Annotated in this window: 21 protein-coding genes; 10 read left to right on the top strand and 11 right to left on the bottom strand. The window is 36.1% G+C overall.

Going from position 1 to position 16,495, the window contains the following annotated elements; all coding sequences use genetic code 11:
• The first annotated feature begins 102 nt into the window (after window positions 1–102).
• From GYA49_02950 to GYA49_02915, 8 genes are all read left to right on the top strand, one after another.
• Window positions 103–1,881 (top strand): hypothetical protein, encoded by a 1,779-nt coding sequence (locus GYA49_02950; GenBank protein ID NMC35981.1) that lies wholly within the window; start codon window positions 103–105, stop codon window positions 1,879–1,881.
• 2 nt (window positions 1,882–1,883) lie between these two features.
• Complete coding sequence (locus tag GYA49_02945; protein ID NMC35980.1) at window positions 1,884–2,366, top strand: NUDIX domain-containing protein; 483 nt, start codon at window positions 1,884–1,886, stop codon at window positions 2,364–2,366.
• Between the two features lie 68 nt (window positions 2,367–2,434).
• The gene (locus GYA49_02940; GenBank protein NMC35979.1) at window positions 2,435–3,004 is read left to right on the top strand and encodes a rubrerythrin family protein; all 570 of its coding nucleotides are present in this window, start codon (window positions 2,435–2,437) and stop codon (window positions 3,002–3,004) included.
• Window positions 3,005–3,014: 10 nt separating this feature from the next.
• Window positions 3,015–3,389 carry a desulfoferrodoxin gene (locus tag GYA49_02935; GenBank protein ID NMC35978.1) on the top strand — a complete coding sequence of 125 codons (375 nt, stop codon included), beginning with the start codon at window positions 3,015–3,017 and terminating at the stop codon, window positions 3,387–3,389.
• Between the two features lie 41 nt (window positions 3,390–3,430).
• Window positions 3,431–4,021 carry a histidine phosphatase family protein gene (locus GYA49_02930; GenBank protein NMC35977.1) on the top strand — a complete coding sequence of 197 codons (591 nt, stop codon included), beginning with the start codon at window positions 3,431–3,433 and terminating at the stop codon, window positions 4,019–4,021.
• Window positions 4,022–4,023: 2 nt separating this feature from the next.
• Window positions 4,024–4,404: a cytochrome b5 domain-containing protein gene (locus tag GYA49_02925; GenBank protein ID NMC35976.1), complete on the top strand. Its 381-nt coding sequence runs from the start codon at window positions 4,024–4,026 to the stop codon at window positions 4,402–4,404.
• The gene (locus GYA49_02920) at window positions 4,404–4,622 is read left to right on the top strand and encodes a hypothetical protein (protein NMC35975.1); all 219 of its coding nucleotides are present in this window, start codon (window positions 4,404–4,406) and stop codon (window positions 4,620–4,622) included. The genes GYA49_02925 and GYA49_02920 overlap by 1 nt, the downstream gene beginning before the upstream one ends.
• A 62-nt stretch (window positions 4,623–4,684) precedes the next feature.
• On the top strand, window positions 4,685–5,308 hold the full coding sequence (locus tag GYA49_02915; GenBank protein NMC35974.1) for a type 1 glutamine amidotransferase-like domain-containing protein: 624 nt from the start codon (window positions 4,685–4,687) through the stop codon (window positions 5,306–5,308).
• A gap of 143 nt (window positions 5,309–5,451) precedes the next feature.
• On the opposite strand, the gene GYA49_02910 is transcribed toward GYA49_02915, so the two are convergent.
• Complete coding sequence (locus GYA49_02910) at window positions 5,452–6,159, bottom strand: MBL fold metallo-hydrolase (GenBank protein ID NMC35973.1); 708 nt, start codon at window positions 6,157–6,159, stop codon at window positions 5,452–5,454.
• 160 nt (window positions 6,160–6,319) lie between these two features.
• On the opposite strand from GYA49_02910, the gene GYA49_02905 reads away from it, so the two are divergent.
• Entirely contained in the window at window positions 6,320–8,530 is a 2,211-nt protein-coding gene (locus GYA49_02905; GenBank protein NMC35972.1) for a valine--tRNA ligase, read from the top strand.
• Between the two features lie 2 nt (window positions 8,531–8,532).
• Window positions 8,533–9,138 carry an HAD-IA family hydrolase gene (locus tag GYA49_02900; protein NMC35971.1) on the top strand — a complete coding sequence of 202 codons (606 nt, stop codon included), beginning with the start codon at window positions 8,533–8,535 and terminating at the stop codon, window positions 9,136–9,138.
• Here GYA49_02900 and GYA49_02895 read toward each other — a convergent pair.
• From GYA49_02895 to rny, 10 genes are all read right to left on the bottom strand, one after another.
• The gene (locus GYA49_02895) at window positions 9,127–9,540 is read right to left on the bottom strand and encodes an NUDIX hydrolase (GenBank protein ID NMC35970.1); all 414 of its coding nucleotides are present in this window, start codon (window positions 9,538–9,540) and stop codon (window positions 9,127–9,129) included. The genes GYA49_02900 and GYA49_02895 overlap by 12 nt on opposite strands.
• Before the next feature lie 7 nt (window positions 9,541–9,547).
• The gene (locus GYA49_02890) at window positions 9,548–9,769 is read right to left on the bottom strand and encodes a DUF167 domain-containing protein (GenBank protein NMC35969.1); all 222 of its coding nucleotides are present in this window, start codon (window positions 9,767–9,769) and stop codon (window positions 9,548–9,550) included.
• Window positions 9,770–9,771: 2 nt separating this feature from the next.
• The gene (locus GYA49_02885) at window positions 9,772–10,050 is read right to left on the bottom strand and encodes a hypothetical protein (GenBank protein ID NMC35968.1); all 279 of its coding nucleotides are present in this window, start codon (window positions 10,048–10,050) and stop codon (window positions 9,772–9,774) included.
• A 1-nt stretch (window position 10,051) separates the two neighbouring features.
• Window positions 10,052–10,831: a hypothetical protein gene (locus GYA49_02880; GenBank protein NMC35967.1), complete on the bottom strand. Its 780-nt coding sequence runs from the start codon at window positions 10,829–10,831 to the stop codon at window positions 10,052–10,054.
• A gap of 17 nt (window positions 10,832–10,848) precedes the next feature.
• The gene (locus tag GYA49_02875) at window positions 10,849–11,661 is read right to left on the bottom strand and encodes a hypothetical protein (protein NMC35966.1); all 813 of its coding nucleotides are present in this window, start codon (window positions 11,659–11,661) and stop codon (window positions 10,849–10,851) included.
• Window positions 11,662–11,734: 73 nt separating this feature from the next.
• The gene (locus GYA49_02870) at window positions 11,735–12,718 is read right to left on the bottom strand and encodes an ATP-binding cassette domain-containing protein (GenBank protein NMC35965.1); all 984 of its coding nucleotides are present in this window, start codon (window positions 12,716–12,718) and stop codon (window positions 11,735–11,737) included.
• Window positions 12,719–12,739: 21 nt separating this feature from the next.
• Window positions 12,740–13,477 carry a hypothetical protein gene (locus GYA49_02865; protein NMC35964.1) on the bottom strand — a complete coding sequence of 246 codons (738 nt, stop codon included), beginning with the start codon at window positions 13,475–13,477 and terminating at the stop codon, window positions 12,740–12,742.
• A 46-nt stretch (window positions 13,478–13,523) separates the two neighbouring features.
• On the bottom strand, window positions 13,524–14,318 hold the full coding sequence (locus tag GYA49_02860; protein ID NMC35963.1) for a hypothetical protein: 795 nt from the start codon (window positions 14,316–14,318) through the stop codon (window positions 13,524–13,526).
• Between the two features lie 71 nt (window positions 14,319–14,389).
• Window positions 14,390–14,662: an HU family DNA-binding protein gene (locus GYA49_02855; GenBank protein ID NMC35962.1), complete on the bottom strand. Its 273-nt coding sequence runs from the start codon at window positions 14,660–14,662 to the stop codon at window positions 14,390–14,392.
• Window positions 14,663–14,811: 149 nt separating this feature from the next.
• The gene (gene rny / locus GYA49_02850; GenBank protein NMC35961.1) at window positions 14,812–16,371 is read right to left on the bottom strand and encodes a ribonuclease Y; all 1,560 of its coding nucleotides are present in this window, start codon (window positions 16,369–16,371) and stop codon (window positions 14,812–14,814) included.
• Between the last annotated feature and the right edge of the window lie 124 nt (window positions 16,372–16,495).

Here is a 16,495-nt window from a genome sequence, read left to right as displayed (position 1 = left end):
TGCTTTGTATCAGCCATAGAAATAAGACTTTTGACCACTACCATACCATGGTACTATGATAGCTAGATTCCGTCTAGATTTATCGTAACATATTTAGCCATTATGAAACAGCTAGCATTTACTGCTTTAGTTAAAAATCGGATTTTGCAAAAAATCGGTATTACTATTCTAATTCTTCTTATTCCTGTTGATATCATTTTTTTGTACGGTTTTTACTACCTAGGTCAGGTATATCCAAAAGTTACCATAAACCAATATAGTGTTGGTGGTAAGGATAGCAAAGAAATAGCTGATATGATTTTGGGTGATTTAAAACACCGGCAGGAAACAGTAACCTTGCTAACAGATAGTCAGAAATATCAGCTTTCTGAAGCTAATCTTGATCTTCGTTTTGATATTGATCAAACTATTGAAAATGCGTATCAACTTGGCAGAAATAAAGATTTTTTTCAAAATACCTATAACCGATTTAATTTACTTCAGCATGGTAAAAAACTCCAACTTGTAGTTTTGGTCAATGAAACCAATCTCGATGAATATATAGCTTCTATTGCCGCTGGGCTTAATGAGCCTATGATTCCACCAACTATTACTATTGAAAGTAGTAATGGTCAAAAAGAAGCTACGGTTTCAGCTGGCCGAACCGGCAAAGAACTGGACACTAAAAAAACTAAAACCGATATTGTTGACGCCTTTGCCAGTCAAAATTTTAACCCAATTACATTGCAATTTAACCAAGTTGCCAAGCCAGTTAGTCAAGCCCAAATTGATAAAACTCAAAGCATGGCTAATCAACTTTTGAATAAAAAAATTATTTTAAAACAAGACGGCAATAACTGGGAACTAAATGGCGAAGAATTGATCAATTTTTTGTCCTTTTACGACACGTTTGAACAGGAAAAAATTGCTTCCTGGTCCGCTCAACTGGCTCAAACCATTGACCGACCGCCGGAAAATGCACTTTTTGAATTTGATGGAGAAAAAGTTACGGCTTTTAAACCAGCTAAGGATGGTTTAGTCCTAAACCAAGAAGATACGACTCAAGCTATCAAAACTGGTATTTTAACTTTGGTTGATCAAAAGGACCAAACTGAATATGACATTACCCTTAAAATCCAAACTAAAGAACCGGATATTAAAACTGGCGAACTTAATGATCTAGGTATCAAAGAACTGATTGGTAAAGGCGAATCTTGGTTTGGTCATTCTATTGCTGGCAGAATTCACAACTTGACATTGGCAGCCTCAAAATTCCATGGAGTTTTAATCAAACCAGGTGAAGAATTTTCGTTTAATAAAACTGTGGGTGAAATTGACCAAGCCCATGGCTATCAACAAGCCTACATTATTAAAGAAGGTCGAACTGTACTTGGCGATGGTGGTGGGGTTTGCCAGGTTTCTACTACTCTATTTCGAGCTGCTTTGGATGCTGGCCTTGATATCACTGAACGTCATGCTCATGCATATCGCGTTTCCTATTATGAGCAAAACTATGAAGTTGGAGTTGATGCGACTGTCTTTTCACCCAGCACTGATTTTAAATTTATCAATGACACTCCTGGTCATATTTTGATTCAAACCATGACTGATCCTAATAATTTGTATATGAGATTTGAGCTTTTTGGTACCAGCGATGGCCGCCAGGTAGAGATCAGTAAATCCCGAGTCTGGGATCAAACTCCTCCTCCTCCCGATATGTACCAAGATGACCCAACTCTACCTGCTGGAGTGGTTAAACAAATTGATTGGGCTGCTTGGGGAGCCAAAACTGCTTTTGATTGGAAGGTGGTCAAAAATAACGAAGTTCTGCACGAAAAAACTTTTTATTCAACATACAAACCTTGGCAAGCAATTTATTTAAAAGGGACGGGAGGAGTTTAAGCATGAGTCAAAGACATCAAATTATCCCTCGTACAATTTGTCTGGTTTTTAATGAAAAAGGGCAAATTTTACTGCTTAAATTTTCGCGGGAAAAAGGTAAACTGGCTGGTTTTTATGATCCGCCCGGCGGTCATATTGAGCTTGGTGAAGGCATTATTGCCAACACTAAACGGGAAGTTTTAGAAGAAACTGGCCTAGAAATTGAAAAGGTTGCGCTGCGTGGCGTTGTTCATGTTGCTAATTTTTTTGGTAAAAACCTGATGCTTTTTGTGACTACTAGTCAAACTAAAACAGTAAATCTTAAATCAAGTCTTGAAGGTGAACCCATGTGGATCAATCTTCAAGATTTAGATGCTATTAAAATTTTTGATGATTTAAAGGCAATTATTAAGCAGGTAAAATCACTTCCCCAAAATACGGTTTTCACTGCCCGAAGCGAGTTTGATAAGAGTGGCAAGATGGTCAGATGGGAAATTGAGGTTTAAAAAACTTGATTTTAATTTTATTTTCTTTATTATCAGTAGTACTTAGCAAACATTAAAAAGGAGGTCTTATGAAAGACACTATTTCCAATTTAGCTAAAGCATTTATTGGTGAAAGCCAAGCCCGTAATCGCTACACCTTTTATGCCAAGATTGCCCAAAAAGAAGGCTATGAAGAAATTGCGGCTAATTTTGAGCTTACTGCTGCTCAGGAAAAAGAACATGCCAAATGGCTAATGCGACTGATCAATCAACTCAAGGAAAAAGAGCAGTTTGACAGCTTGCAAGTCGAAGCCGAAGTTCCAACTACTTTAGAAACTACTATTGAAAACTTGAAAGCTGCTATTGCTGGGGAAAATTATGAATATACCAGTATGTATCCTGGCTTTGCCGACATAGCTGAAAAAGAAGGCATGAAGGAGATTGCTGCTCGCTTGCGTTCAATTGCAGTAGCTGAACAAAATCATGAAGATCGGTACAAAAAATTCCTCAAGCAGCTCGAAGAAAAGACTGTCTTTAAAAAGAAACAAAAAGTAACCTGGGTCTGTCGTAATTGCGGTTATGTTCATGAGGGAACTGATGCTCCTATGATTTGTCCATCTTGCTCTCATCCTCAAGCTTTTTTTGAAGTTAAAAAATAAGGAGGCATCTATGGCTAAACGTCATCAAATTTTCCGCTGCAATGTTTGCGGTCATATTATTGAAGTGCTGCAAGAAGGTAGTGGCACCTTAGTTTGCTGTAATCAGCCGATGGAGCTACTTGAGCCTAAAACCCAGGATCAAGGCCAGGAAAAACACGTACCAGTAGTAGAAAAAACTGCAAATGGCATCAAGGTTAAAGTCGGAGAAATAGAGCATCCCATGGAAAAAGATCATTTTATCCAGTGGATTCAGCTTATTGCCGACGGAGTTTGCTACCGTAAATTCCTACATCCCGGTGAAAAACCGGAAGCTGAGTTTGAGGTTCAAGCTCAAGAAATGACCGTGCGGGAATATTGCAATCTGCATGGCTTGTGGCAAAAGTAAACTAAAAAACATTAATTAATTGGAGAGCCAAATTTCAAAATATGAAATTGATTCTTACTCGTCATGGTTTAACCGAAGAAAACATTGCGGGTATTATTCAAGGTCATCTTCCAGGTAAATTATCTAAGGAGGGAATAGAACAAGCTAAGAAATTGGCCAAACGCCTCAAATCAGAACGCATTGATGCAATTTATTCAAGTGATTTAGCCAGAGCTGCAGACACTACCAAAGAAATTGCTAAATATCATGCTCATATTATTGTAAATTATGTTCAGGATCTAAGAGAAAAATTTTTAGGTCCCTGGCAAGGTAAAAGCAAAGAAGAGTTAGGTTTTGGTAAAGAAACCAGTTTAACTAGTGTTACTTGTGAAGTTGGTGAAAGTACTGAAGAACTTTTTAATCGCGCTTCTCAATTTTTACAAACAGTTTTGAAAAAGCACTCTCAAGAAACAGTCTTGATGGTTGGACATAATGGAATCAATCGTGCCCTAATTGCAGCCTTGACTTCAAAAACTCATCAGGATTTACGGACAATAGAAAAACTCAAAAATACTTCTGTTTGTATTTTTGAAATTGATGAAAATAAAAACTATACTATTATTAGTTTTAACTGCATTAAACATTTGAAATAACTATGAAAAAAATCTTCATTTCTTTTTTGTTTTTTTCTGGCATTTTATTGACTGCTTGTAATACAAGTGCTTCTACCCAAAATCAATCTCAGCCACAAATTTCACCTACTCAAAGTCAAACTACTTCCACTCCCGACAATACCACGGAGACTAAAACATATTCATTAGATGAAGTAGCTAAACACAATGGTGAATCTGATTGTTGGCTGGTAATTCATGATAAGGTTTATGATGTGACCAAGTTTATTCCAACTCATCCTGGTGGAAAAGCAATCGTGCAAGGTTGTGGTATCGACGCTACAGCCCTATTTGACAGCAAGCCAGCTCATGCTGGTAAAGCTCAGGATTTGCTCCCGGATTATCTTATTGGTAGTATTAAATAATGCTAACTCAAATCACTTTTTTTCTAATTCTTGGCAAACCATTGATTATGTATCTGGGGATTATAACTCTTCTCTTATTAATCCTAACTGCTAGTATTCCCACGCTACAGAAAAAGGGTATTAAATTTTTACCTTTCAAATATCATTCCACCTTAGCCCGTATTACGATCGGCTTGGCTATTGTGCATGGGGTTTTAGGGTTGGGGATTTATTTTTAGTTATAAAAACAGTTTGTATATAAATGAGTTATGTAAAGTAACCTTTTCCTTTACTTATGAGTATGTTAATTCTCACTTCCAGTGGTAAATTTATTATTCAAAATAATATAAATCAATATTTACCTAAAAAAATTACGGACTGTAAAATAGCCTACATCTCTACTGCATCAAAGAAGGTGCATGATGATTCTTATGCAAAAAACTTCCAAAACACAATAAACAAGCTAAACTTCTCCTTTAATGATATTGACATAGCTGGCATGAATGAAGGCGAGCTAAGAAAGGCACTAGATGGACATGACATTATTTTTGTTGAGGGAGGAAACACATACTATCTACTTAAATCTGTCAGAGATAGCAACTTTGAAAAAGTGATTAAAGAAAAGTTATCTGAAGGAGTTGTATATATTGGTTCAAGTGCTGGTTCATATATCACAGGCCCATCTATCATAATGTCAACGTTTAATGAGCGTGGCTTTGATAGATTTGGTATTACCGATTTTACTGCTATGAACATTGTGCCTTTTTTATTAAAAGCTCATTACACACCTGACATGATGGAACGTTTAAAAAAAGATTTTAGTAATACTGGTCATCCATTGAGGATATTAACTGATAAGCAAGCTCTAATAATCAATAATGGAGCAGTTCAGCTCTTAGGTGAAGGAGATGAAATAATACTGTAAGTTTGATTTTAAAAAGACGGAAAAGTCTACATTACATAACACCAGATATTCGGCTACATGTCTTTTCCAAATTAATTACTCAAATTCTAAAAATGATTATTAACTTTAATAAGGTGCTTAGAATTTCAGATATCGAGGAAACATTAGTCAAAATATTCTTTTTCGCTTTCAATCCTACTCCCCTCCCCATGTCCAGAATAAATAATGGTCTCATCTGGTAATGCAAAAAGTCTGGCAATTGACTTCTGTAAATCAGCGCTTGAGCAGTAAGAAAAATCAGTTCGACCAAACCCTCCACCCGCAAAAAGCACATCCCCTACAAAAACGCAACTTGCTATGTCATTCTGAGCAGAGCGAAGAATCTTTTTTTCAGCAAGATCCTTTGCCTTCGATTTCATCGAAGACTCAGGATGACACGGAAAGTAAAGACTCGCTGAGCCAGGGGTATGGCCAGGAGTGGGGATAATTTTAAAGTCAAATTCTTTAGGTAGAGACAATTCACGAATTGTCTCTATAGATAGCGGTGTAATTTTCCTTGGTGGCCAAGCTTCGACTTTTTCACCTAAAAAATGACTAGCAGTTTGGCTTAATCTCTCAAGAAGAAATTCATCCTTGGGATCAAGCAGAAAAGGAATGTTAAAATTTTCTTGAAGTTCAAAAGCTGCCATTACATGATCAAAATGACCATGAGTAGCAAGCATAGCAAGAGGTTTGAGTTGTTCTTCTGAGATTTTTTGAGCTATTAAGTCAGCATCATCTCCAGGATCAATGATTAATGTTTCTTTATTTTCGGCAATCAAAAGATAGCAATTAACCTGTAATCGGCCAACTGGAATGGTAATAATTTCCATATTTTTCAACAATTTTACTAAATTTCCTGATGAAAACCTCTGTTATTCGTGATATTATACTAGCATTGAATTTCTTACTTCTGCTAGTGTCATCCAATCGAAGCTAGAAACCTTATCAAATAAGATTTCTCAACTTCGCTCGAAATGACAATCAAAATGCATGCTAGATAAAAACTATAATCATCAAGACTGGGAACCAAAAATTTACCAGCTCTGGGAAAAAAGCAAACACTTTACCCCCAAAATAGATCCAGCAAAAAAACCATTTACCATCATCATGCCACCGCCAAATGCTAACGGTAGTCTTCATATTGGCCATGCTAAGTTTGTGGCTTTGCAGGATATTATGATCCGTTACCATCGTATGCTGGGCGATGCGGCTTTATATTTACCCGGAGCTGATCATGCTAGTATTGCTACTCAGGTTTCCTATGAAAAGATTTTAGCCAAGAAAAAGGTGTCTCGTTTTGATTTAGGCCGGGAAGAATTTGTCAAACAATGCCTTGATTTTACGCTGAACAATAAAGACACCATGTTTATGCAAATCAAGAGATTGGGTGCTTCCGCTGACTGGAGTCGGGCTAAATTTACCCTAGATCCTGACGTATCAGCCCAGGTTCTAGATACATTTGCAGCTTTGCATGAAGATAAATTACTCTATCGAGCTCACCGGATGATCAACTGGTGCCGCCGCTGTGCCACCGCTCTATCCAATTTAGAAGTAGTTCATGAAGAAATTGAAGGTAAGCTTTATCACATTGCTTACTGTATGGCCCAAAAAGCTGAGTTTACCAACCAACAACGCTTTATTGTGGTTGCCACTACTAGACCTGAAACATTACTAGGTGATACGGCTGTGGCTGTTCATCCGGATGATGACCGCTATAAACAGTTTATTGGCAAAACTATCATGGTACCGTTTGTAAACCGAGAAATTCCGATTATTGCCGACAAGGCTGTTGACCCTGAATTTGGGACTGGGGCAGTTAAAGTCACCCCGGCTCATGATCCAAAAGATTTCGAGATTGGGCGGCGCCACAAATTACCCGTCATTCAAGTGATTGATTTTAGAAATAAAATGACCAAAGAAGCTGGTCAATTTGCCGGCATGAATGCATTTGAAGCTAGAGAGGCTATTATCAAAGAGCTAAGTCGGATGGACCGAGTTTTAGCAGTTAAGAAATTTAAACATGAAGTGGGTCATTGTGAACGTTGTAATACAATTGTTGAACCTCAAGTTTCTCTACAATGGTTTGTAGAGATTGAGCCCCTTGCTAAACCAGCTTTAAAAGCCATTGAAGATAAAAAAATTACTATCATTCCTAAATATTTCAAAAAGATTTATAAAAACTGGATGAACGATATTTATGATTGGTGTATTAGCAGACAGTTGTGGTGGGGTATTCAAATTCCGGCTTATTACTGTGGCACCAATGGTTTGTCAGACTTGCAAAAATTGATGAACCCAGACCTGGTTGAGAAAAATAAACGTAATGAAGGCTGTGGTAAATATGTAGTTTCAGCTACTAAACCAGATAAGTGCCCGTACTGTGGCAACACTAAGCTAATTCAAGATCCAGATACCTTAGATACTTGGTTTTCATCTGGCCAATGGCCATACACTACTTTGGGTTATCCTAAATCCAAAGACTATCAATACTTCTATCCCACTACAGTCATGGAAACTGGTTATGAAATTTTGTTTTTCTGGGTAGCCCGGATGATTATGTTTGGTTTGTATCGAACCGGTCAGATTCCTTTTGAGAAAGTGTATTTACATGGTTTAGTCCGTGATGCTTTTGGTCAAAAGATGAGTAAAAGCAAAGGCAATGTGGTTGATCCTTTAGAAAGCATTGAAAAGTTTAGTGCTGATGCCCTGCGCATGGCTTTAGTAGTTGGTTCCACCCCAGGCAAAGATATGTCTTTAGGTGAGCCAAAAATCAAAGGCTATCGTAATTTTGCCAATAAAGTTTGGAATATTGCCAGATTTATTGAATTAAATTCTCAAGGTAAAACTATTAAGCCATTTTCTGCTAAAACTAAACTTGAGAAACAAGATGCAGCTTTTATCAAAAAACTGGATAGTTTAATTAAACGAACTACTAAATATTTGGAAAACTTTAAGTTTTCTTTAGCTGGCGAAGGTTTGTATGAATTCATTTGGCATGAATTGGCCGACAAATATATCGAAGAGTCTAAAGATAGGCTTCAAAATGGTGATGAAGAAGTTTTGAGTGTACTGCATTATAGTTTGAAAACTTGTCTAAAACTCTTACATCCTTTTATGCCTTATGTCACCGAAACTATTTGGCAACAAACTAAAACTAAAGATGAAACTGATTTAGTAATTACTTCTTGGCCAACAGTCTAAACATGAATTCTCAGGTAAAGTTTATTTACTTTGATATTGGCAATGTAATTGCCAGTTGGCGAATAGCTGAAAAAAAACTGTTTGAGCTGACTGATTGTGATGATTTTGACTATTTTATGAAAGTTTACCAGCCAGCTGATGATGATGCTAATCTAGGTAAAATTTCCACCCAAACAATCTGGACTATTCTTAGCAAAGAATTTGGTTTAAAGGATAATTTTGATTTTATCAGTTGGTGGGCCCAAAACCATGAAGTTATCATGCCAACTCATTTTCTTTTACAAGAGATAGACAAACTTTTCCAGATTGGATTTTTAACCAATATTTATCCAGATATGCTTGAGGCCTTTTTTAAATTTCAAAAAATACCTAAAATTAAGTATCGTCATGCTGTCCAATCTTCAACATGTAATGTCATGAAACCAGATATGACAATTTATAAAAAAGCAGCAGAATTAGCTTCTTGCCCACCACAACATATTCTGTTTATAGATGATTTGGAGAAAAATCTGCAACCAGCTCGTGATTTAGGTTGGCAGACAGTTTGTTTTGATGAGACAAATCCTGAAAAATCTGTTGAGAAAATTAGAGCTATTTTAAATCTCTAAACCCATAATTAATTGCTTTAAGCTTTTATGACCAGTTTTATATTTTGAAGATAAGAAATCTTTTTTACTTACCCACCGATATTCAGCAATGTTTTCTTGAGCCGGATTTTTAGCAAGATCAATTTTAGTATTTTTTGGCTTGCATAAAAAAGTACTACAAATAATTTGAACCGCATCTCCTAATCTAAAAAACCACCATAAACCAACGGGTTTAACTATTATCACTTCCATGTCCAATTCCTCTTTTACTTCACGAAATAAAGTATCATACGGAGATTCTCCATAATCAACTTTGCCACCAGGTAAATCCCAAACTTCCTGTCCAGCTACAATTTGCCGTATGATAAGAAATTTATGATTATGAAGAATAATAGCTTTAACCGCTGGATAAATTTGTTGCATATAGAAATTATAACTCAATTTCAATTACCTTTTGCCGGCTTGTTTCACCTTGCAATAAATCAACTGCCGATTTTTTAACTTTAAAATAATCAGCCAGAAGTTTGATAACAGCTTCATTAGCCTGACCTCCAGCAGCAGGTGCAGTAGTTTTTACCTTATAAAGATTGGAAGAAATTTCTTCAACACTATTTACTCTGGCTTTAGGGGTTACTTTAACCGTTATTTTCATTCTTAATGTTTTTGCTTAAATTCCTGGGTCAGTTCTTTCCTGACTTTGCCAAAATAGCTAAACATATCGACAAACTCTTTACGCATGGCTGGATCGGTAATATGGTGTTTTTCGCTCAGTTTCCAAGCGCTATTGAGCATCACTGAAGCCCGATCAATCCCATCCAACATGTCAAACATGATTCGAGCCTCAGGTTGGTCCCGATTAATTTTAAGAGCTTGTCTGGCTTGCAAAAACAGAGTTTTAATCTGTTTAGCTACTTGTAGTTGATCTTTTTTCATATTAACTTGAAGCACTTGAATACTGTTTTAAGGCTTGCTGCCAAAACCATAAACTTAATATCAAAACAACTATTGCTATCCCTAGCGAAAGCACTAAATTTTGCCATGATATTAAATTAAGCAGTGCTTTAGCAGGCAAATTCATGATAATAGCAATTGGTATGATATATGTTATCACAAAACGAACCGCTGATTGATAAATATCAACCGGCAGTTGGCCCATTCTTGAGAGATCTCGAAACAGCATCACAATGCTATCAACTTCAAAAAAGATAATTCCAAAAGCCACTACTAAAATATGAAAAGCAACTAAAACGAGCAAGCTTATACCAATGGCTATTAGATATAACACAATGGTCATGAAACTGGCGTGAAGATTTTGGATTAATAAACTTACTAAAACTACTAGAAGTAAGGGTATATCTAACATATCGATATAACCAGTTAGCACTTGAAACAGTGGATTAAGAGGTTTTAGAAGTACAAAATCAAATGTACCATCTACAATAAGATCTCTGAAAAAATAGACACCCCGGAAAAAAAGCTGTCCCAGTAAATCAATCATGTTATAGATTAGGAAAAAAGTAATTAGTTGATCAATAGAATAGCCGGCTACTAATTTGGTCTGTTCGCCGACTCTAATAATAACTGTCAAAAAGAAAAAGTAACGCACAAATTTACCTAAAATAAAAATCAAACTACCCCATTTAGTCACTAAGAGGGTTTGTAAAGAAAATAAAGCTTGTTTCTTCCAAAATAGCCAGTAAAGCTGTAAGCTCATAAAATTAGATAATTTTTTTACTTTCCTTCACTTTCATATATTTGTAATCCTTTTTTCCAAGTTTTTTGGATTAAAAATCCCAATATGGTAATCCACAAAATCATCATGACAAAGCTAAACCAGGTAGTAAAACTATCGGTTTTTTCCAGCCAAAACTGGATCGGCACATAGGTCAGATAAGTCGTAGGCAATAAGGTTAAAAAAGTAAATAAAGTTTTTGGTAAAAAATTTAAAGGAAAAAAGTTCCCACTCAGAAAACTTACTAGCATCATAAATAAAAACCGAATCGGCCAACCAGCATTTTCTCGAAACCAAAAAGCATGTAATGATACCCAATAGGATAGCTCAAAATACAAAATACAAGCCAAAATAACGGCTGCTATAAAGATAAGATAGCTACTACCTAGTTGTGGCAACCTAAATGGTGGCCGAAAGATAAAATAAAGCCCAATCGCTTCAAGGATTGAGAAAAAAACATTGTGAGATTTATCAGCTAAACCAATAGCTATTTTGTATTTTAAGTAATTAACTGGTTTAAGCAGATAATTACCCAAACTTCCTTGGGCTATTTCTACTGCTACTTCGTCTGTTAGGGTCGTATAGATAATGTCATAGAGAATTTGGCTCATAAACACATAGGTCAGAATGTCAGCCCGACTATAGTTATACAAATGGGGATTATTACTAAACATAGCTAGCCAGAAAAAGTAAGTAGTCAAAAAACGAATCACTGACCTAATTCGCCAAAGCAACACTCTTGCCCGATAAACCAGCTGATCTTCCAGGCTAATTTTAAAAACTTGGTAGTATTTGGAAAGAGTCTGAGTCACTATATTTTGTCATCCTGAGCGAAGCCGAAGGATCTTTTAAAAAGATCTCCATCTTGGTCGAGATGACAAATTTTTAGGCTTCATCACTGCCGGAAAAAATTTCTCGAATGACGTCTTCTATGGCTGGTTCATCAATATTAATATCTTCAACTGGTAGTTTTTTCAAAAGCGCAGCCGCGGTTTGTAAAATTTGTTTTCGGGGAGCCATAATAATTGCTCGATTGTTTCTGTATTTTTTGACTGTGCCAAATTTAGCTAGATCAGCTTCTAAAACTTCTTTAGATAAAAATATTTCCAAAATTTTGTGGTCAGCATATTTTTTAATAATCTCAGCAAAATTGCCATCAAAAATGATCTGGCCATGATCAATGATAATGATTCGCTTACACAGTTTTTTAACATCTTCCATGTAGTGAGAGGTCAAGATAATCGTAGCCCCAAAGGTTTCGTTGTACTCTTTGATAAAATGCCGCATTTTCTTTTGCATCACCACATCCAAACCAATGGTCGGTTCGTCCAAGAATAATACCTTTGGTGAATGCAACAAGGCTGCAATCAGCTCGCATTTCATCCGCTGACCTAGTGATAATTTACGTACCTGTACGTTTAAAACTTTAGACACATCCAGCATGTCTACTAAATTGTTGAGCGTTTTTTTAAATTTTTCTTCGGGAATTTCATAAATTTCTTTATTTAGAAGAAAGCTTTCCATGGCTGGCAAGTCCCACCACAGTTGGTTTTTTTGACCCATTACCAAAGCAATTTGTTTTAAGAAGTCATGTTTACGCTCAAATGGCGTAAAACCCAAAACTTCGATCTTACCTCCATCTGGATATAGCAAACCAGATAAAGTTTTTAAAGTTGTGGTTTTTCCAGCTCCATTAGGACCAATAAAGCCAATTAGCTCACCTGCATCAATAGAAAAGCTAATATCATCAACAGCCTTTACTAAACGATACTTACGTTTAAATAGTGATTTGACCGAACCACTAATGCCTGGTTCTTTTTCATGAACTTTAAAGGTTTTTTGCAGATGGGAAACTGAAATTGCAGTCATATATAGAATTGTAACATTTTACTAACTACTCACAGAACTATAACTTTTTAAACCCTGATGCCAAACTAAACTAGTCAGCCAGAAAAATAGGATGCTTATTATTGCTTCTAATACCAGTATGCCAATATTTGGTTCAAATAAGATTTTTGCTGGAACTGTTGCAATAAAAACAATAGGCATAAATAAAGTAAAAAACAAATTCATTCCTAGGGGGAAAATGTCCATAGGAATATACGTTAAATTAGTAAACGATCTTGAGAGAAAGTGAATATTATCAACATTGCCAAACCAGAAAGATAAGCAGACTACAATAAAATGAATTGAATAAGAGAAGGAAAAGCCTAAAATAAAAGCCACTATAAAACCAAGTATTTTAACTAGTGAAAAGCTCCAGCCAACGCATGCTAATGATACGATAAAAATCACAAGGGAAAGTAAAAATCTGATAAAACCCCTAGGCATAAAGTCTTGTATCGAAACAGTAAATTGAGCAGAAATAGGCTTGAGCAAAATTTGATCAAGTTCTCCTTCGTATAATTTGCTGGCAAAATTCATAAAATTTTCTTCAAAAAACATTTTATAAAGTGAATGACTTACATTAAAAATACTAACTAAAACTAAAGATTTATCAAAATTCCAATCTCCAATGGTCACAATTTGATTAAAAGATACAAACACAAAAATATATCTCATAAAAACCCAAAGAAACATCACAATATTGCGCAAGATAAAATCGCCTTTATATTGCATATCTTTCATCAGGTTTTGCCTAGCAAATAGGTAGAATATTTTTAGATACCTCACATTAACCTCCATAGGCAGCATATTTTTTTAATCCTTTTTGCCAAATGTATCGAACTAATAATGTTAAAAGTAAAATCCATACTAATTGGCTTACAATAAACCATAATTGCTGATAAGAATCATATGTGCCAAGTAAAGCTTGAACTGGAATATATACATAAAATTGAAATGGCATAAAATTAGATATATTTTGAAACCATTGTGGAAACATATAGAGCGGCAGAATTGAACCGGAAAAAACCACTGTCAATACATCCTCGAGACCAATAATCCATCCTATTTCACTAAACCAGAAAGCTAAGATTCCAAAACTATATTTGATTAAAAAAATTAAAATAAAACCAAGAAGGAGAATGATAACTGTTCCTAAAGAAATATGTAAACTAAGCTTGATAGTGAATTTTTGAAAAAGCAAAAATGCCACCACAGCATACATTGGCAATGCGAACAAAGCTCGATTAAACTTGTAGGCTACCTGACTAGTAAAAGGAATTATATGGTAAGAAATTGGTTTCACAAGAAAATTACTTAATCTGCCTTTATTGATATTAAAAGCTACATCATGCTCTGGATGAGTAATAATAAGAACTGCCACCACAGCGTTAATAAAGTAATAACTTAGAATTTCTTCTTTAGTGCGGCCACTAATTAAAGCTTGACTCTTAAAAGCCTCGTTCCAATAAAACAACATCGCCAAAGCTGGAACAATATCAACCAAACTCCAAATAAAACCTTCTGCCCGATATTGTAAAAATCTTTGGATATAGATTTTAAATAAAGACCAGATTTTTTTCATATACCTTATTATAATCAAAAACCCCCGCACTAGTCGGGGGTTTAATTTTCTTTGTATTGCGTTAGCAAAATTTACTTAACGGCTTTTTTCAAAGATTTAGAAACTAAAAAGCGGACAGCTCGATGGCCTTTGATAACTAAATCGTTTCCAGTTTGAGGATTGCGGCCTTTTTTATCTTTAACCTTAGTAACTTTGAAAGTTCCAAATCCTGACAAAACTACTTTCTCACCCTTTTGTAATTTTCGCTCAACTTCACTCAATAATGCATCAATTGCTTCTCGAGCAGCTTTTTTGGTCAGACTAGCTTGTTTAGCTACAATTTCTACGATTTGAGATTTTGTCATAGGTAGACACCTCCTTGTTCCAAAAATGGTTTATTTAATAATCCTAATGCCAGTTTGAGCTCTTAGCATATGATCTAACGCATCAGAATATACATCCTTGCCAAAATAATTGCAAGAGCAAAATCAAACGTTTTGGGTCTATAAACAAGCTAATTAGCTATCTCGCTGGTTCGTAATTCCCGGATTACAGTTACTTTGACTGACCCTGGATAGGTTAGTTCTTTTTTGATTTTATCCCTGATATCTCCAGCTAATTTGTAGGTCGAAGCATCGTTGCGAGCTTTGGGATCGACCACTACTCGAACCTCACGACCAGCTTGAATTGCAAAGGCTTCTTTAACTCCCTCAAAGCCTCTAGCTGCTTCCTCCAGCTCCTGCATCCGTTTGACATAACCTTCATAGTCTTCATACCGAGCTCCTGGTCTAGCACCGGAAATCGCATCAGCAATATAAACCAAAACTGATTCAACAGAAGAAAATTCTTCGTCTTCATGGTGTTGAGCTACAGCATCAATAACGGCTTTGGGAATTTGATATTTTTTCAAAAACTCAACTCCGACTTGAACGTGAGTTCCTTCTTCATCGGTAATCACTTTACCAATATCATGAAGCAAACAACCAAGCCGGACGACATTAACATTGGCACCAAGTTCCTGAGCCAGGGCAATCCCGATTTTAGTCTCTTCCAAAGTGTGGGTAATCAGGTTTTGACCATAACTGTAACGATATTTAAACCGTCCCAGCATAGCCATAATTTCGCGAGGCAAATTGTAGACTTTGACCCGATGGCAAAGATTTTCGCCTTCTTTATACATAACTCGTTCTAGTTCTTCTTTAGTCTTAGCGACTACCTCCTCAATTCGAGAAGGTTGAATACGGCCATCTCGAATTAGTTTTTCCAAAGCAACTTTGGCTATTTCACGCCGCACTGAATCAAAGCAAGAAAGTCTGATTGCGCCTTCTTCATCCAAGTCTACATCTACTCCAGTAGCTTGCTCAAAAGCTCGGATATTCCGGCCTTCCCGACCAATAACCCGGCCTTTAATTTCTTCATCAGAAATTTTGACCGAAGAGACTGTGTATTCAGCTACATAGTCAGTAGCTCCATGTCGCATGGCTTCAACAATAATATCGCGGGCTTTTTCTTCAGCTTGCTCGTGAGCCTCATCTTCAGCTTCTTTAATCATTCGGCCAATATCGGATTTGGTCTTTTTCTCGACTGCTTCTAGGATAAGTTTTTTAGCTTCTTCACGAGTTAAAGAAGCAGCTCGCTCTAGTTTTTCTAGCTGTTCAGTTTTGATCTTTTCTAGTTCGGTAAACTTCTCATCCAGCTGTTTTTGTAATGCTTGCTGATGACGTTCCCGCTCTTCTAGTGTTCCGACTTTGCGATCAACATCGGCTTGGGTTTGGTAAAGTTTTTGTTGCAGCTCATCAATTTCTTTACGCTTATCCCGTAACGATTCTTCAGCTTCTTGCTTTAGCTTAAAGGCTTCATCTTTAGCTTCAATTAAAATTTCCCGAGCCTTGGTTTTAGCATCTTGAAGATACTGCTCCTGAAGTTTTTTTAGCTTAGTTTTATCTACTTGCGCAACCTGTCCTTTGTGAGGTTTTTGAACCTTTGGAGTAACAGTTTGGGAAGGTTTTTGGATAGCTGGTTTATCTTTTGTTTGGCCAGCAAAAATCGTTGACAGTCGATTGAAAAATGACATAGGTAGGCTTCTGATCCAGCAATAGTTGCACTTTAGAATGTATTGGTGACAATTGCTTCATAAGAAGTAAAAAATTAATTGCTTAGTAAATTGACCAAATTACTTTGGTTTACGAAGAAACAGA

The sequence above is a fragment of the Candidatus Beckwithbacteria bacterium genome (assembly GCA_012797845.1).
Lineage (GTDB): Bacteria > Patescibacteriota > Microgenomatia > UBA1400 > UBA1449 > JAAZOH01.
The sequence above is the reverse complement of the archived record's forward strand: the minus strand, read 5'-3'. Positions and strand labels throughout refer to the sequence as shown.

Coding starts and splice junctions, on each gene's coding strand:
- GYA49_02935 (NMC35978.1), top strand. CDS start 3,015: ATGGCTAAACGTCATCAAATTTTCCGCTGCAATGTTTGCGGTCATATT.
- GYA49_02895 (NMC35970.1), bottom strand. CDS start 9,540: ATGCAACAAATTTATCCAGCGGTTAAAGCTATTATTCTTCATAATCAT.
- GYA49_02870 (NMC35965.1), bottom strand. CDS start 12,718: ATGACTGCAATTTCAGTTTCCCATCTGCAAAAAACCTTTAAAGTTCAT.
- GYA49_02915 (NMC35974.1), top strand. CDS start 4,685: ATGTTAATTCTCACTTCCAGTGGTAAATTTATTATTCAAAATAATATA.
- GYA49_02880 (NMC35967.1), bottom strand. CDS start 10,831: ATGAGCTTACAGCTTTACTGGCTATTTTGGAAGAAACAAGCTTTATTT.
- GYA49_02865 (NMC35964.1), bottom strand. CDS start 13,477: ATGAAAGATATGCAATATAAAGGCGATTTTATCTTGCGCAATATTGTG.
- GYA49_02945 (NMC35980.1), top strand. CDS start 1,884: ATGAGTCAAAGACATCAAATTATCCCTCGTACAATTTGTCTGGTTTTT.
- GYA49_02920 (NMC35975.1), top strand. CDS start 4,404: ATGCTAACTCAAATCACTTTTTTTCTAATTCTTGGCAAACCATTGATT.
- GYA49_02855 (NMC35962.1), bottom strand. CDS start 14,662: ATGACAAAATCTCAAATCGTAGAAATTGTAGCTAAACAAGCTAGTCTG.
- GYA49_02930 (NMC35977.1), top strand. CDS start 3,431: ATGAAATTGATTCTTACTCGTCATGGTTTAACCGAAGAAAACATTGCG.
- GYA49_02900 (NMC35971.1), top strand. CDS start 8,533: ATGAATTCTCAGGTAAAGTTTATTTACTTTGATATTGGCAATGTAATT.
- rny (NMC35961.1), bottom strand. CDS start 16,371: ATGTCATTTTTCAATCGACTGTCAACGATTTTTGCTGGCCAAACAAAA.
- GYA49_02910 (NMC35973.1), bottom strand. CDS start 6,159: ATGGAAATTATTACCATTCCAGTTGGCCGATTACAGGTTAATTGCTAT.
- GYA49_02925 (NMC35976.1), top strand. CDS start 4,024: ATGAAAAAAATCTTCATTTCTTTTTTGTTTTTTTCTGGCATTTTATTG.
- GYA49_02905 (NMC35972.1), top strand. CDS start 6,320: ATGCTAGATAAAAACTATAATCATCAAGACTGGGAACCAAAAATTTAC.
- GYA49_02860 (NMC35963.1), bottom strand. CDS start 14,318: ATGAAAAAAATCTGGTCTTTATTTAAAATCTATATCCAAAGATTTTTA.
- GYA49_02940 (NMC35979.1), top strand. CDS start 2,435: ATGAAAGACACTATTTCCAATTTAGCTAAAGCATTTATTGGTGAAAGC.
- GYA49_02885 (NMC35968.1), bottom strand. CDS start 10,050: ATGAAAAAAGATCAACTACAAGTAGCTAAACAGATTAAAACTCTGTTT.
- GYA49_02950 (NMC35981.1), top strand. CDS start 103: ATGAAACAGCTAGCATTTACTGCTTTAGTTAAAAATCGGATTTTGCAA.
- GYA49_02890 (NMC35969.1), bottom strand. CDS start 9,769: ATGAAAATAACGGTTAAAGTAACCCCTAAAGCCAGAGTAAATAGTGTT.